The 12611-nt window shown below is 75.5% G+C and carries 10 protein-coding genes; 3 read left to right on the forward strand and 7 right to left on the reverse strand.

All coding sequences use genetic code 11. The features are described 5' to 3' along the window. Positions 1 to 12: 12 nt before the first annotated feature. The 5 genes from C1708_RS15890 to C1708_RS15910 form a co-directional block, all read right to left on the reverse strand. Positions 13 to 1386, reverse strand: a complete 1374-nt coding sequence (locus tag C1708_RS15890; protein ID WP_106413300.1) for an extracellular solute-binding protein — start codon at positions 1384 to 1386, stop codon at positions 13 to 15. Continuing rightward, positions 1386 to 3983 carry a vWA domain-containing protein gene (locus C1708_RS15895; protein ID WP_106413301.1) on the reverse strand — a complete coding sequence of 866 codons (2598 nt, stop codon included), beginning with the start codon at positions 3981 to 3983 and terminating at the stop codon, positions 1386 to 1388. The genes C1708_RS15890 and C1708_RS15895 overlap by 1 nt, the downstream gene beginning before the upstream one ends. A 4-nt stretch (positions 3984 to 3987) precedes the next feature. Further along, on the reverse strand, positions 3988 to 4350 hold the full coding sequence (locus C1708_RS15900) for a hypothetical protein (protein WP_241911266.1): 363 nt from the start codon (positions 4348 to 4350) through the stop codon (positions 3988 to 3990). A gap of 9 nt (positions 4351 to 4359) precedes the next feature. Further along, positions 4360 to 5499 (reverse strand): hypothetical protein, encoded by a 1140-nt coding sequence (locus C1708_RS15905; protein WP_106413303.1) that lies wholly within the window; start codon positions 5497 to 5499, stop codon positions 4360 to 4362. A gap of 64 nt (positions 5500 to 5563) precedes the next feature. Further along, complete coding sequence (locus C1708_RS15910; RefSeq protein ID WP_106413304.1) at positions 5564 to 6775, reverse strand: PP2C family protein-serine/threonine phosphatase; 1212 nt, start codon at positions 6773 to 6775, stop codon at positions 5564 to 5566. A 149-nt stretch (positions 6776 to 6924) separates the two neighbouring features. Between C1708_RS15910 and C1708_RS15915 the strand changes: the two genes are divergently transcribed. Beyond that, the gene (locus C1708_RS15915; protein WP_106413305.1) at positions 6925 to 7365 is read left to right on the forward strand and encodes a hypothetical protein; all 441 of its coding nucleotides are present in this window, start codon (positions 6925 to 6927) and stop codon (positions 7363 to 7365) included. Positions 7366 to 7498: 133 nt separating this feature from the next. Then, a complete protein-coding gene (locus tag C1708_RS15920; RefSeq protein WP_106413306.1) occupies positions 7499 to 8428 on the forward strand; it encodes a hypothetical protein in 930 nt (309 codons plus the stop codon). 191 nt (positions 8429 to 8619) lie between these two features. Here C1708_RS15920 and snpA read toward each other — a convergent pair whose 3' ends face one another. Next, on the reverse strand, positions 8620 to 9300 hold the full coding sequence (snpA, locus tag C1708_RS15925) for a snapalysin (protein WP_106413307.1): 681 nt from the start codon (positions 9298 to 9300) through the stop codon (positions 8620 to 8622). Between the two features lie 229 nt (positions 9301 to 9529). Between snpA and C1708_RS15930 the strand changes: the two genes are divergently transcribed. After that, complete coding sequence (locus C1708_RS15930) at positions 9530 to 10453, forward strand: LysR family transcriptional regulator (protein ID WP_106413308.1); 924 nt, start codon at positions 9530 to 9532, stop codon at positions 10451 to 10453. 27 nt (positions 10454 to 10480) lie between these two features. Here the strand turns inward: C1708_RS15930 and C1708_RS15935 are convergent, their stop codons facing one another. Beyond that, positions 10481 to 12553 carry a PhoX family protein gene (locus C1708_RS15935; protein WP_106413309.1) on the reverse strand — a complete coding sequence of 691 codons (2073 nt, stop codon included), beginning with the start codon at positions 12551 to 12553 and terminating at the stop codon, positions 10481 to 10483. Positions 12554 to 12611 lie beyond the last annotated feature (58 nt).

The following is a 12611-nucleotide window of genomic DNA, read 5'->3' on the forward strand; positions in this document are numbered from 1 at the left end:
CCGGGACGGCCCTCAGCCGGGCAGGGCGCCGCGCAGCCCCTCGTCCAGCAGCCGGGCCAGTTCCTCGTCGCCGAGCGGGGCTCCGTCCACGAGCGGGCCGAGCCGCGTGATGAAGGTCTGGGTGAGCGCGCCGTAGAGCGGGGTCCTCGGGCGGTGCACGGCCTCTTCCAGCGCCCGCAAGGTCGTGTCCGCGTGGGCGGGGCGGCCCCCGCCGTCCCGCGGCACCTGATCGGCGCCCTCCCCCGTCGGGGACGGCGAGGGCGCGGCGGACACGCCCTCGGGGCAGCGCACCACGTCCCGGTAGGCCGAGTCGCGGGTCGCCGCGAACCCGGCCTCCAGCAGGCAGCGCGCGCTCTCCCGTCCCGTGAGGTACCGGATCAGCTCGGTCGCCTTCCGGGCCCGCTGCGACGCCTTGGTCACCGCCAGGTTCTGCCCGCCGAGAACCGCCCGCCCGGGCAGCTTCGCCACGCCGACCCGGTCCCCGAACACCCGGTACAGCGTGGGGTAGGCGGAGGGCCAGGCACGCAGGAAGGCCGTGCGTCCCTCGACGAAGTCGCTGGTCGCGGCCGCCTCGTCGGAGGCGGCCGCGTCCTGGAGGGTGTACGCCGGCTCGATGCGGCGGCGCAGTTCCGCCACGCCCTCGGTGAGCTGCTCCACGTCGCCCGTGTAGCGGCCCTTCTCGTCCACCAGCGCCAGGCCGGGCACCGCCGACGCGAACGCCTCCACCGCGTTGACGGTGCGGCCCTCGTACGCGGCGAGCTGGGTGGTCCAGCCCTTGGTGAAGGCGCCGGCGGGGAGCTTCGTGTGCAGGGTCTCGACGTGCCCGCGCAGCTGGTCCCAGGTGAACCCCTCCGGGACGAACGGCTCCTCGACGCCCGCCCGCCGCAGGAGGTCGCGCCGGTAGTAGAGCAGGCCGACGTCGCTGTTGAACGGCGCCGCGTAGACCTTCCCGTCCCAGCGGGCCGTCTCGGCGACCGGACCGATCACGTCCTCGTCCACGATGTCGTCCGGCAGCGCCCGCACCAGCCCGGCCTCGGCGAACTCCGGCACCCAGGTGACGTCCAGGTTCACCACGTCGTACTCGGCGCTGCGGGACTGCAGGGCGCCGAGCAGCTGGCTGCGCTGCTCGTCGGCGCTGCCCGCGAGCTCCACCAGCCGGGCCCGGTACTGCGAACCCGCCTGCCGCTCACGCCGGTTCCACGCGTCGATGAGCTGCTGGCGCACGCCGTTGCTGCCGGTGACGTCCCGGCCGCTGGCGACCACGATCGTGCCGGGCACGTCCTCGGCGGCGGTCGCGGCGGACGTCTCCGTCCCGTCCCGGCCGCCGGTGCAGGCGGCGAGCAACAGCAGCAGCAGCGCCGGCAGCGCGGCGAGCCGTCGCGGCATCAGCCCTCCCCCGTTCCGGTGCGTGCGATCTCGTCGTGCAGGGCCGCGCCCAGGTCGTCCCCCGCGTCCAGGCACCGCCCGCCGCTCGCGTCGGCGATGCGGCGGTCCGGCCGGCCCGGGTCGCAGCCGCCGCTGCCCAGGACGGCCACCGTCACCGGAACGCCGCTCGCCCCGGCCCGGTCGAGCACCTCGGTCAGCCGGCCGCCGCTCAGCGTCTCGCCGTGCTCGCCGTCGGTGATGTGCACGATCATCTGCGGCCGTCCGTCGCCGCCCCGCCGGTCCATCTCGTCGAACGCCGAGAGCAGTGCCGCGTGCGGGTCGGCCGTGGCGTCCCGCACCCGCGCCCGCTCCTCGACGGCGCGCTGGGCGTCGGTCCGCCGGTGGGCGCCGATGCCCAGCAGCGTCTCGTAGGGGCCGTCGTCGGTGTCCGCCACCGACCAGACGCCGTACTCGTCCTCGGCGCCCAGCCCGCCCAGCGACTGCCGCAGCAGACCGGGGCCGCCGCTCGGCCCCTGCCAGAGGTCGGCCATGGAACCGGAGCTGTCCAGCAGGAACAGCACCCGGCCCGGCCCGCCGTACGCCTGGTAGGCGCGCAGCGCCCGCTCCATCGCGTCCCGTCCGGCCGACTCGTCGAGCGGGCTGGGCGCGCGCAGCACGCCGTCGGCGACGGTCTCCCCGTCCGGCAGCTCCCGGGTGTAGGCGGAACGGAAGCCGTGGCCGGCGAACACCGCGCGGCCGTCCTCGCCCGCCAGCCAGTCGCGGAAGGCGCTCGCCGCCGCGTCCCGCTCCGCCCCGTCGCGGTCGCCGCCCTTCCAGCGCACCCGCACGAACACCGGCTCCACCCCGGGCACGTCCTGCGGGTACTGGGCCACCCGCGGGCTGCGGGTGGTGCTGTCGCAGTCGACGCCGCTGCGCATCAGGAACTCCGGGACGAGGGCGGCGGTGCGGTCGTCCACGGCGTCGTCGTCGGGCAGCGCGCACAGCAGGTCGCCGGCCGTGGGGGAGGGCGAGCCGGACTGCGCGACCAGGCGCTCCCCGGAAGCGACGGCGCTCGCGTCGGCGCCGTACAGGCCGACGGTGGCGAGCAGTCCGGAGTCGGTGAACTCGGGGTCGGGGCGGCGCACGTCCGCGTCCTCGGCGCGGGCGTTCAGGTCCTGGATCATCTCGGTCAGGTTCAGTCCGGTGCGCTCGTCGTAGGCGTCGGCGGCGATCTGCTGCGGCACGGCCAGCACGATGGGGGAGTAGGCGAGCGGCGGCTCCCGCGGTTCCAGGACCGCGGCGGCGTCCGTGTCCTGCTCGGCCAGCACCCGGTCGACGTCGGCGCGGGAGGCGGGGATCCACACGTCCGGCTGCGGGCCGAGGTCCCGCTGCGGGTTGACGTCGTCGTCCCGCGGCTCCCGCCAGTCGCCGGTGTGCCGCCGCAGCGCGCCGACCACGTCGGAGGAACCGGCGCTGTAGACGGTGACGCCGGTGCGGCGGCAGCCGGCGTCGGTGGTGTTCTCCTCCGAGCCGAGATAGGCGTCGGCGGCGGCGCGCACGGGCCGTTCCAGGTCCGGGTCGGTCAGCACCCTCAGTTCGAGCGGCGGGGCGCAGTGGGCGCCGTCGCCGGCCGGACCCAGCGTGCAGTACAGGCCCAGGCCGAGCAGGCCGAGGGCGAGCAGCACGGTCAGGGCGAGCCACCACCGCTTCAGCGCGCTCGGGGCGGACAGCCACCGCTTCAGCACGGCCAGGACGGACCGCCACCCCTTCAGCACGGCCGGCCACCACGGCGGACGGGGGCCCGGACCCGGGCCGGGGTCCGAGGCGCCCCCCTGCCCGCCCGGTAAGCCCGCTTCCGGGAGCGGGACCTGCGGACCGTCGTCCTTCCCCAGCGGGACGTCGACGCCCGCTTCGACGCGCAGTTGCGGCTCCCAGGGGTCTCCGCGCTCGGTGCGAAGGCCCCGCGCGGCCATCCGCTCCCGCAGCCGGGCGGCGAGCTCCGAGACGGTCGTCCCGCCCTCCTCCCCCAGCACCGCCGCCAGTTCCTCCGTGAACGGCGTGGGCGTCCTGGGGTCGCCCGCGTCGATCCGGTGGTTCGCCTGCACGCTCATCAGCACCGCGACGCGCCGCTTGTCCCCGAAGAGCTCCCACACCCGGGCCGCGTTGCCCGCGAAGCAGCAGTCCAGGACCACCACGATCCGGCGCGCCGCGCTGGTGGCCAGGACCGTCGCCATCAGGTCGCTGAACTTCTCGGCCCCGGAGAAGACCGTGTGCTCACCGGCGATCACCCGGGCGTCCCGCATCTGCAGGTACAGCTCGTCGCCCCCGCTGGGGATCGCCCCGTGCCCCGCGAAGTAGACCAGCAGCAGCCCGCGGGCCTCCTTGGCGGCCCGCTGCAGCACCCGCGCCGTGTCGGCGAGGTACGGCGACGGCAGCGTCCTGATCTCCTGCTCCGCGAACACCCGCCCGCGCACCAGCGCCTCGCGCAGCATGGTCAGGTTGTGCCGGACCGCCGGCAGGTCGCCCGGCACCCCGTGCGGCGGCTTCGTGAAGTCGTACTCGGACACACCGATCAGCAGCGCCCGGTCCCTCGGCTCCCCCGCGTCCTGAGGCTGCACCGGTCTACCCGTCGTCGCGGTTCACCGGTTCGACGCTGTCCTGCGGCGGATCGCCGTGCTCGACCTGGCGGCGGTTGTCGCGCCAGGCCTTCACACCCCGCTTGACCTGCTCCAGCAGCTCCTGGAACACCACGGTGGCGCCCGCCGACGTGACGGCGATGACGATCTCCTGGCTCGTCCCCATCGGGGTGCCGCCGCGCTCGGTGGCGGGTCTCACGAGGATCCGCACCTTCCCGTCCCGCGCCAGGTCGTCCAGCGGTTTCTCCCGCTCCAGCCAGTTGCGCAGGGCGGTGATGTCCCCTTCCGTCGCGCTCCGGTCGAGCCGTACGCAGATGTCCTGGTCGGCCACTCCGTCCCCCTCAGCCATGACTCACCATCATGGCACCACGGCCGCTCCCTGGGGAGGGTCCGTACGCAACTGTCCGGCGGGCATCGCCGCGCGCCCCTGCACCTCCCGCAGCCGACGCCGCACATGCTCCACGGCCCCCTCCCGGCGCCCCGGCACCCGGCTCCTCAATTCCACGAGCTGCAAACCCAGTTCACAGACCCGCACCGGGTCGTCGATCCGGCCCCACTGGTGGTGGGCGCGGTCCACGGCCGCCTCGACGGCGGGTGCGCCGGCCGGCTGTCCGGCGGCCAGCCGGGTGCCCGCCAGCGCCATCCACGCGCGGCAGCTGCGCACCGCGTCGCCCGCCAGCATCGCCAGGTCCGCGCGGACCTCCGTCCAGTGCAGCGCCTCCTCGGACACCGGCCCGTGCGCCAGCCCCGCCGCCTGCTCCAGCCGCGCGGCCAGCGCGTCCGCCTCCGCGTGCCGCCCCGCGCGCACGGCCGCCGTGACCGCCGCGTGCGGGTCGCCCGGCAGCGGCCCGTGCTGCGCCAGCACCAGGTCGGCGCCCGCGCTCTCCGGCGCGATCCGGGCCAGCGTCCGCTGGTGCAGCTCCTCGTCCGGCATCCGCCGCCCGCTGCGCAGCAGCGTCGCCAGCGCCTTCATGTACGCCGGCGCCGCCACCTGGCGGCGCGACGGCGGCGGTGCGACGCGACCGTAGACGGCGGCGTCCCGCCCGCAGTCCAGCGGGAACGGCCGGCCCGGCGCCGACGGCGCGGACAGCGCCTGCCAGGTGTCCGGGTCGGCGTGCAGATCGAGGAACAGGGTCGTCGCGCCGGCCGGGCGCAGCCGCAGCTCGTCCCGGAACCAGTGCCAGGGCAGCGCCGTGTAGCGCACGGTCGCCGGGGTGGTGCGGGCCAGCGCCAGGTGCGGCAGCCGCTGCCTGCGGTCCAGCCGCAGCTCCCCCGCCACGTACACGGTCAGCGGGCCGGGCGCGGCGGCCGCCGCCCGCAGCCGGGTCAGCACCGCCTGCGGCTCCAGCGGGTCGGCCAGCTCCACGACGTTCGCGGTGTCCGCGCCGGACAGCACCGCGGGGGGCACCGCCGCCAGCACGGGGAGCACGGACGCCGCGTCCACCAGCCGTCCACGGCCCAGCGGCGACGCCGCCAGCAGCAGCACGGTCCCGGACATGGTCCCCTCCCCCTGTCGATCGCCCACGGCAGCACCGTAACGGCTGCGGTCGCGAACGGGGGCGTCACAGCGGTGAACGTCCCCCTTCGCGGCGTTCGGCCCCCGCACCCCGGGCGCGCCGCACCGCGAACGCGGTGGTGTCGTCCGCCAGCCGTCCCCGGCAGTGCCGCAGCGTCCGGTCCCGTACGACGTTCACCAGCCGGGCGGGGGCCGTCAGCCGCGGGTCGGCGGCCACGGCCCGCCGCACCTCCTCCGCGACCTTGAAGAAGCGGCCGTCCCGGTCCCGCGCCTCCGTCACCCCGTCGGTCACCACCAGCAGCGTCTCGTCGGCGCCCAGACCCACCCGGCGCACCGGAGGGGGACCGGGCGCGAGGTCGCGGTAGCCGAGCGGCAGCCCCCCGGCCGCCGTCAGGTGCCGCACCCCCGACGGGCTCACCGCCAGCGGGGGCTCATGACCGAAGACGACGGTGTCGACGACGCCGTCCTCGTCCGCGGGGAAACCGAGCAGCACGGCCGTGGCGAACCGGTCGCCCTCCGCCCGGCCGAGGGCGGCGGTGTAGGCGCGGTGCCGCGCCATCCGCGCCTCCAGCCGGTCGGCGACCGTCGCCAGGTCCGCCTCGTGGAAACCCGCCTCGCGGAACGTGCCGAGCAGCACCGCCGCCGTCTCCACCGCCCCCAGCCCCTTGCCCTGCACGTCCCCGACCAGCACGCGGGTGCCGTGCGGGCCGGGCTGGATGTCGTAGAAGTCGCCGCCGACCCGGGCCTGGGTGTCGGCGGTGAGGTACATCCCGGCGTGCTCCAGGCCGCCCCAGCCGGGCGGCAGCGGCCGCAGCACCGTGCGGCGCACGGTGTCCGTCACGTCCCGCATGTGCAGCGCGCGGCGCTCGCCGCGCACCCGCACCACGCACGCCAGCGTGGCGAGGACGCCGCCGAGGGCGACCAGGATGAAGTCGGGCAGGCCCGCCTGGAACTGGTGCGGCCAGGCGCTGTCGACCAGGGTGTACGTGCCCATGGCCAGCACCGCGAACACCGCCGTGCCCCACACCCCGCACAGCGCGGCGGCGATGCCCGGCACCAGCACGATCCAGGAGATGATCCGGAACTCGCCGGTGGTGTTGTAGTCGGCCACCGCGATCGCGACGAGCAGCAGCAGCGGCGGCGCCCAGGCGACGCTGCGGCCGCGTACGCGCAGCAGCTGCTGCCGCTGCACGACGTCGCCCGGGCCGGCCGTCGGGTACGGCTCGGGCCGGGCGTGTCCTGTGGTGGCCGGACTCACGGCCCCAGCGAAACACGCGGCCGTGGCGCCCGCATCCCCTCCCCCTGGCCGCACCCGGCCGCACCCGGACGCACCCGGGCGGCCGAGTTGCCGCCCGGGCGCGGCAGGTGTGCTCTGAAGGGACGGGGGACGCAGGAAGGAGTGCTCCCATGACGCATGCGGCGCCCCGGTCCCGGGGCATGATCGAGCAGAGCCGCACCACCGACGTCTTCGACGCCCGCGCCCACCGCATGGCCCGGGTGGTCCTGCCCGTCCTCGCGGGGGTCGTCTACGGCTACTGGGCGGCGGCGAACCGCCGCTACGGCGGTCCCATCACCGGCTCGAACCTGCTGCTCGGCATCCTCACCGGGCTGGTCTTCACCGGGGTCCTCATCACGCTGCTCACCCTGGCCCCGAGACTCCGCCGCGGACTCCACGCGCTGGTCTGGGCCGCCTTCGCCGGCTGCGCGGTCGGCTTCCTGTACAGCCAGTCCAACCCCAGCATCTACCGCTCGGTGGGGGTGGGTGTGGGCCTCATGGTCGGCACCTTCGTGATCCTGTTCTACCGCTACTACACCAAGGAGGACGCGGAGGGGAACCGTCCGGAGTGAGACCGGCGGGGGCCTCTCCGGCGGGCACCCGCGGGCGTGGGCCCGGCTGCGGGCGCCGGGCCTTCCGGGGGCTCTCCGCCCGTTCGGGGGGTCACCGCTCGCGCCGGCGGGGGCGGGCGTCTTGCCTGGAGGGGTGGGTTCCTGGAGCGGTCCTCGTCAGGCGCGGGCGCGGGACGTCGTCGGCGCGGTGTGCGTCGCCGTCGCGTGTCTGCTCGTGCCGTGCGGCGTACTGGCCGGGTGGGCGGCGTTCGGGCTCGCCGACACCGGGCGGTACGTCCGTGCCGTCGCACCGCTGGCCGGCCACCCCGGCGTGCGGGAGGCCGTCGCGGACGCCGTCGGCGACCAGGTCGTGCGGGAGCTGGAGGCGCGGGCCGCGGACGGGGCCCCCATGGGGCCGTTCGTGCGGGACGCGATCGAGTCGTTCACCCGTACGGACGCGTTCCGCACGGCGTGGGAGGCGGGGAACCGGGCCCTCCACGACGCGGTGCTGCACGCCCTGCGCGACGACGCGCCCTCCGGCGGACCGGTCACCGTCGACCTCGCGCCCGTCACCGCCCAGGTGAAACAGCGGCTCGAGGCCGACCGCATGCCCTACGCGCACCGCATCCCCGTCGAGCACACCGAGGTCCCCGTGGTCCCGGCCGAGGAGGTGGCCGGGCTCCGCCAGGGCTACCGGCTGCTGGACGCCGCCGCCCTCTGGCTGCCCCTCGCCGCCGTGACCCTCGCCGTCACCGGAGTCGCGGCCGCCACGTCCCGCCGCCGCGTCCTCACCGCCGCCGGTCTGGGCACCGCGCTGGGCGGCGCCCTGCTCGCCCTGACCGTCACGGCCGGCCGCCGGCTGACCCTGGCCGACCTGCCGGACCCCGTCCACCGCCCGGCGGCCGCCGCGGTCTACGACGCCCTCACCGACGCCCTGCGCACGGCGTCCTGGCTGCTCCTCGCCCTGGGCGCGGCGGTGGCCCTGGCCTGCCGGCTGGCCGGCCGGCCCGTACTCCGTCGCGGGCGCCCCGCCCCGGCCGCGCCACCTGCGGCCACACCGGCCCCGACCGACGCCCGCACCTGACCGAAGCCGCCGGCACGGCGTTCGGCGCGCGCGTCGGCCGCCCCCCGGCCTCCGAGGGGCCGGCCGCCGGCCGCGCCCGCTTCCTCCGCCTCGGCCGCCACACCCTTGTCGCCGGCCCCCGCCCCGCGCGCAGACGGCGGTGCGGGCCGCCCCGCGAGGGGACGGCCCGCACCGGACGGGACACGCAGGGGTCAGCGCCCGGACTTCTCCAGTGCCTTCTCCGCCTGGTCGAGCGCGGCGGCGAAGCCGCCCGCCCACAGCTGGTTCACCCGCGCCCGCTCCGCGGCGTTCGGGTAGGCGTTGGTGCAGGACGGGCCGGGGCCGCCGCCGGACATCAACTCGCTGCACGGACCGGAGTAGCGGTCCGGCAGGCCCAGCACGTGACCGGTCTCGTGCGCGGTCACCCGCGTCGAGTCGTAGGTCCGGTTCTGGGCGTAGTCGAGGAAGATGTAGCCGTGGCCGCGGCCGTCGGTGGAGGCGTACGAGCCGCGCCGGTCGTTGCCCTCGCGGTACGAGAAGTCGGCGCCCGAGGTGCCCGCCTGGAGTCTCACGTTGGAGACCGAGCTGTTCCAGATCTGGGTGCTGCGGGCTATCTGCGTGGCGAACGTGGGCGCCTGGGAGGCGTTGTAGACGATGGTGACGGCGGCGGCGCCGGTGGGATCGGCGGCCCGCTTCTCGGCCACCGACTCCAGCACGGCCTGGAAGAACGCGCGGTTGGCGGCGGCCTCCTCGGACGAACCGGCGTACGCGGCGTACGTGTCGGCGGGGGCGAGGGGGGCCTCGGCGGCGCCGGCCGGGGCGGCGCCCAGACCGAGCGCGGTCAGGCTCAGACCGGCCGCGGACAGCACGGACAGGGGCATGCGCAGGCGCATGGACGACTCCTTCGGTGGGGGGTGAGTCACATGTCACCGGTGAGTGTCCGCGCCTGTGCGGCGGCTGTGATGATGGCAACCGGTGATAGGACCGGGCTATCGGCGCTCCCCGGTCACGGGCCGCCCGCATCCCCGTCCCGTCCCGGTGTCGAAGACGTCCGACTACGCCTGGACGGACGGCATTTGGACGTCTGGTGAAACCTGAACTTCCCGCTTACCCTCCCAGGACATGGAGCTTGAGGTCCGGCACCTCAGGGCGCTGTGCGCGATCGCCGACACGGGCAGTCTGCACCGGGCCGCACGCCATCTCGGCGTGGCCCAGCCCTCGTTGAGCACGCAGTTGCGGCGCATCGAACAGGAGCTGGGCGGTGCCCTGTTCGTCCGCGCCCGCACCGGCTGCCGCCCCACCCCCCTGGGCCGGCTGGTCCTCAGCCGCGCCCGCCCGCTCGTCACCGAGCTGCGCTCCCTGGTCACCGAGGCCCGCGCCGCCGCCGTCGGCGGCCGTCAGCTGCGCATCGGCTCCACCGCCAGCCGCGCGCTGGCCGGCTGGCTGCGCCGCCTGCGCCGGCACTGGCAGGAACCCACCCTGCACATGGACGTCTCCGCCAACGCCCTGCTGCGCATGGTCGCCGACGGCCAGCTCGACGTCGCGTTCGTGCACGAGGTCGAGGGCTGCCCGCTGCACGTCCCGGACGGCCTGCGCACCCGCGTCCTCGTCGCCCGCGAACCGCAGTTCGTCTCCCTGCCCGCCGACCACCCGGCCGCCGCCCGCCCGGTCGTCCACCTCTCCGACCTGGCCCACGACCGCTGGATGATCGACCCGGCGGTCGACGGCGAGTGGGACGCCGTACGGCGGATTCTGCGCGAGGCCGGGATCGACCCGCCCGTGCTGCACGGCGACTACCACACGGCCGCGTCCCTGGTCGCGATCGGCGAGGTCGTCACCGTCTGCCAGCCGACCTCGCCCTCCCGCCCCGAGGCGGCGGTCCGCCGTCTCGCCGGCGACCCGCTGGGCGTGCGGCTGCTGCTGGCGGCGCGCACGGACACGGAGCTGGAGGGCGTGTACCCGCACCTGGCGGACGCCTACCAGGAGGTGGCCCGGCAGGCCCCGGCGTACCGGGAGTGGCTGGAGGAGCGGGTGCCGGGGGTCTGATCCCCCGGCACCGGCTCCGCTCCGGCGTCAGACGCCGATGTCCCGCCCGTCCGCGCGCCACACCGCGACGACCGCCGGGCGGACGTACGTGCCGGGCCCGTCGGGCCAGGTGCTGGCGGGCCGCTCCACGGTCGCCCCGTCCACCTCGCCCGGATGCTGCACGGCGACCAGCACGCGACGGTCCTGGACGACCGGGCCGCAGGTCTCCGCACCCGTCGGCACGGTCAGGAACTGCTTCAGCTCACCGCGCCGCTCCCCGCGCGTGGCGACGCCGAAGAGGCCGTCGTGGGAGCCGAGGGCGCTGCCGTCGGTGGAGATCCACAGGTTGCCGTGCGCGTCGAAGGCGACGTTGTCCGGGCAGGAGATCGGGCTGACGGCGTCCTTGGGGAAGCCGGCGAAGTACGTCGCCGGATCCTCCGGGTCGCCCGCGACGAGGAACAGCGACCAGGCGAACCTCGTGCTCTCCGGCCGGTTCCACCGCTCGGTGAGCTCCAGGACGTGGCCGTGCTTGTTGGCGTGCCGCGGGTTCGCCTCGTCCGCCTTCGGGTGGGAGCCGACGCCGCGGTTGGAGTTGTTGGTGAGCGCGACGTACACCTTGCCGGTGACCGGGTTGGGCTCGATGTCCTCGGGGCGGTCCATCTTCGTGGCGCCGACCTTGTCGCCGGCGAGACGCGTGAAGACAAAGACCTCCTCGGCGGTCATGCCCTCCACGTGCGAGACGGCGCCGCGGGCGGTCGCGGTGGCCAGCGGGATCCACTCGCCGCTGCCGTCGAACTCCCCGTCCCTCGGCAGCTTCCCCGTGCCGTCGATCTCGAAGGCGGGCGAGTCGCCGGTGAGCTTGGCGACGTAGAGCGTGCCCTCGTCGAGCAGCGAGAGGTTGTGCTCGCGGGCCGCGCGGCTGTTGCCGTGCCGCATCCGCTTGCTGCCGACGAACTTGTAGAAGTAGTCGAACCGCTCGTCGTCGCCGGAGTAGACGACCGGCCGCCCGTCGTGCGTCAGCCGCACGGTCGCGCCCTCGTGCTTGAACCGGCCGAGCGCGGTGTGCTTGCGCGGGGTGGAGTCGGGGTCGTACGGGTCGAGCTCGACGACGTAGCCGAAGCGGTGCGCCTCGTTCGGCTCCTGGGCGAGGTCGAACCGCTTGTCGAACCGCTCCCACTTGCGCTCGGTCGCACCGCTGCCGATCCCGTACCGCTTGTCCGTGGCGCTGCTGCCGTGGGCGAAGTACTGGTTGAAGTTCTCCTCGCCGTGCAGGGTGGTGCCCCACGGGGTGGTGCCGCCGGCGCAGTTGTTGAGGGTGCCGAGCACGCGGGTGCCGCTCGGGTCGGCGGAGGTCTTCACCAGGTCGGAGCCGGCGACGGGACCGGTGAGCCGGAACTCGGAGGTGGCGGTCAGCCGCCGGTTGAGGTGGTGCCGTCCCACGGCCGTGAGCCTGCCGCTCCTGTGGTCGCCCTCCACGGCGACGACGGCGAGGCCGTGCGCGGCCCAGGCGATCTCCACCTGCTCGCGCGTCGGGTTCTCCGGGTCGTAGTCCCGGAACATGAGGATCTCGTCGGTGTACTCGTGGTTGGCGACCAGCAGCTGCCGGTTCCGCTCGCCCTTCAGGGGCAGCAGCGCGAGGAAGTCGCAGTTGTACCCGAACTGCCCGGCCTGCGCCTTCGCGCTCTGCCGCTCCGGGTCGAAGGCGGGCGCACCGCGCAGGATGGGCTCGCCCCAGCGGATGACGACGTTCTGCCGGTAGCCCTCCGGCACGGTGACGGCGTCACGGGTGTTGGGCGGGACGGGCGTGAACCTGAGGCCCCGGGCGCCCTTGGGGGTGTGAGGTGTGCGGCCCTTGGCGGCCGGGGCCGCCTGCGCCTCGGGGGCGGCGGCGACGCCCACCGCGCCGGCGCCGGCCGCGGCGACGGTCACGACGGCGGCGGCCCGCATCATCGAACGGCGGCTGAGGGCACCGGCGACGATGTCACCGACGTACTCGTTGTCACTGGTGTTGGGCACCTCGTGGAAGCAGGCGTCACCACACCGGAAACGGCAGGTCAGGGCGGACCGGCCGCCGGGATGCGCACCGGACGGCGTTCCGATCAACGGCAGCAGCTTTCGCACGTGTTCTCTCCTTGGCGTGCCCGTGGTGTCAGCGCGACCGTAGGAGCACACGGGTGCG

It is taken from the genome of Streptomyces sp. DH-12 (genome assembly GCF_002899455.1).
Classification (GTDB): domain Bacteria; phylum Actinomycetota; class Actinomycetes; order Streptomycetales; family Streptomycetaceae; genus Streptomyces.

Bases quoted from the DNA above. Each gene is read 5' to 3' on its own strand.
- C1708_RS15890 (WP_106413300.1), bottom strand. From the start codon at position 1,386: ATGCCGCGACGGCTCGCCGCGCTGCCGGCGCTGCTGCTGCTGTTGCTC.
- C1708_RS15900 (WP_241911266.1), bottom strand. From the start codon at position 4,350: ATGGCTGAGGGGGACGGAGTGGCCGACCAGGACATCTGCGTACGGCTC.
- C1708_RS15905 (WP_106413303.1), bottom strand. From the start codon at position 5,499: ATGTCCGGGACCGTGCTGCTGCTGGCGGCGTCGCCGCTGGGCCGTGGA.
- C1708_RS15915 (WP_106413305.1), top strand. From the start codon at position 6,925: ATGACGCATGCGGCGCCCCGGTCCCGGGGCATGATCGAGCAGAGCCGC.
- snpA (WP_106413307.1), bottom strand. From the start codon at position 9,300: ATGCGCCTGCGCATGCCCCTGTCCGTGCTGTCCGCGGCCGGTCTGAGC.
- C1708_RS15930 (WP_106413308.1), top strand. From the start codon at position 9,530: ATGGAGCTTGAGGTCCGGCACCTCAGGGCGCTGTGCGCGATCGCCGAC.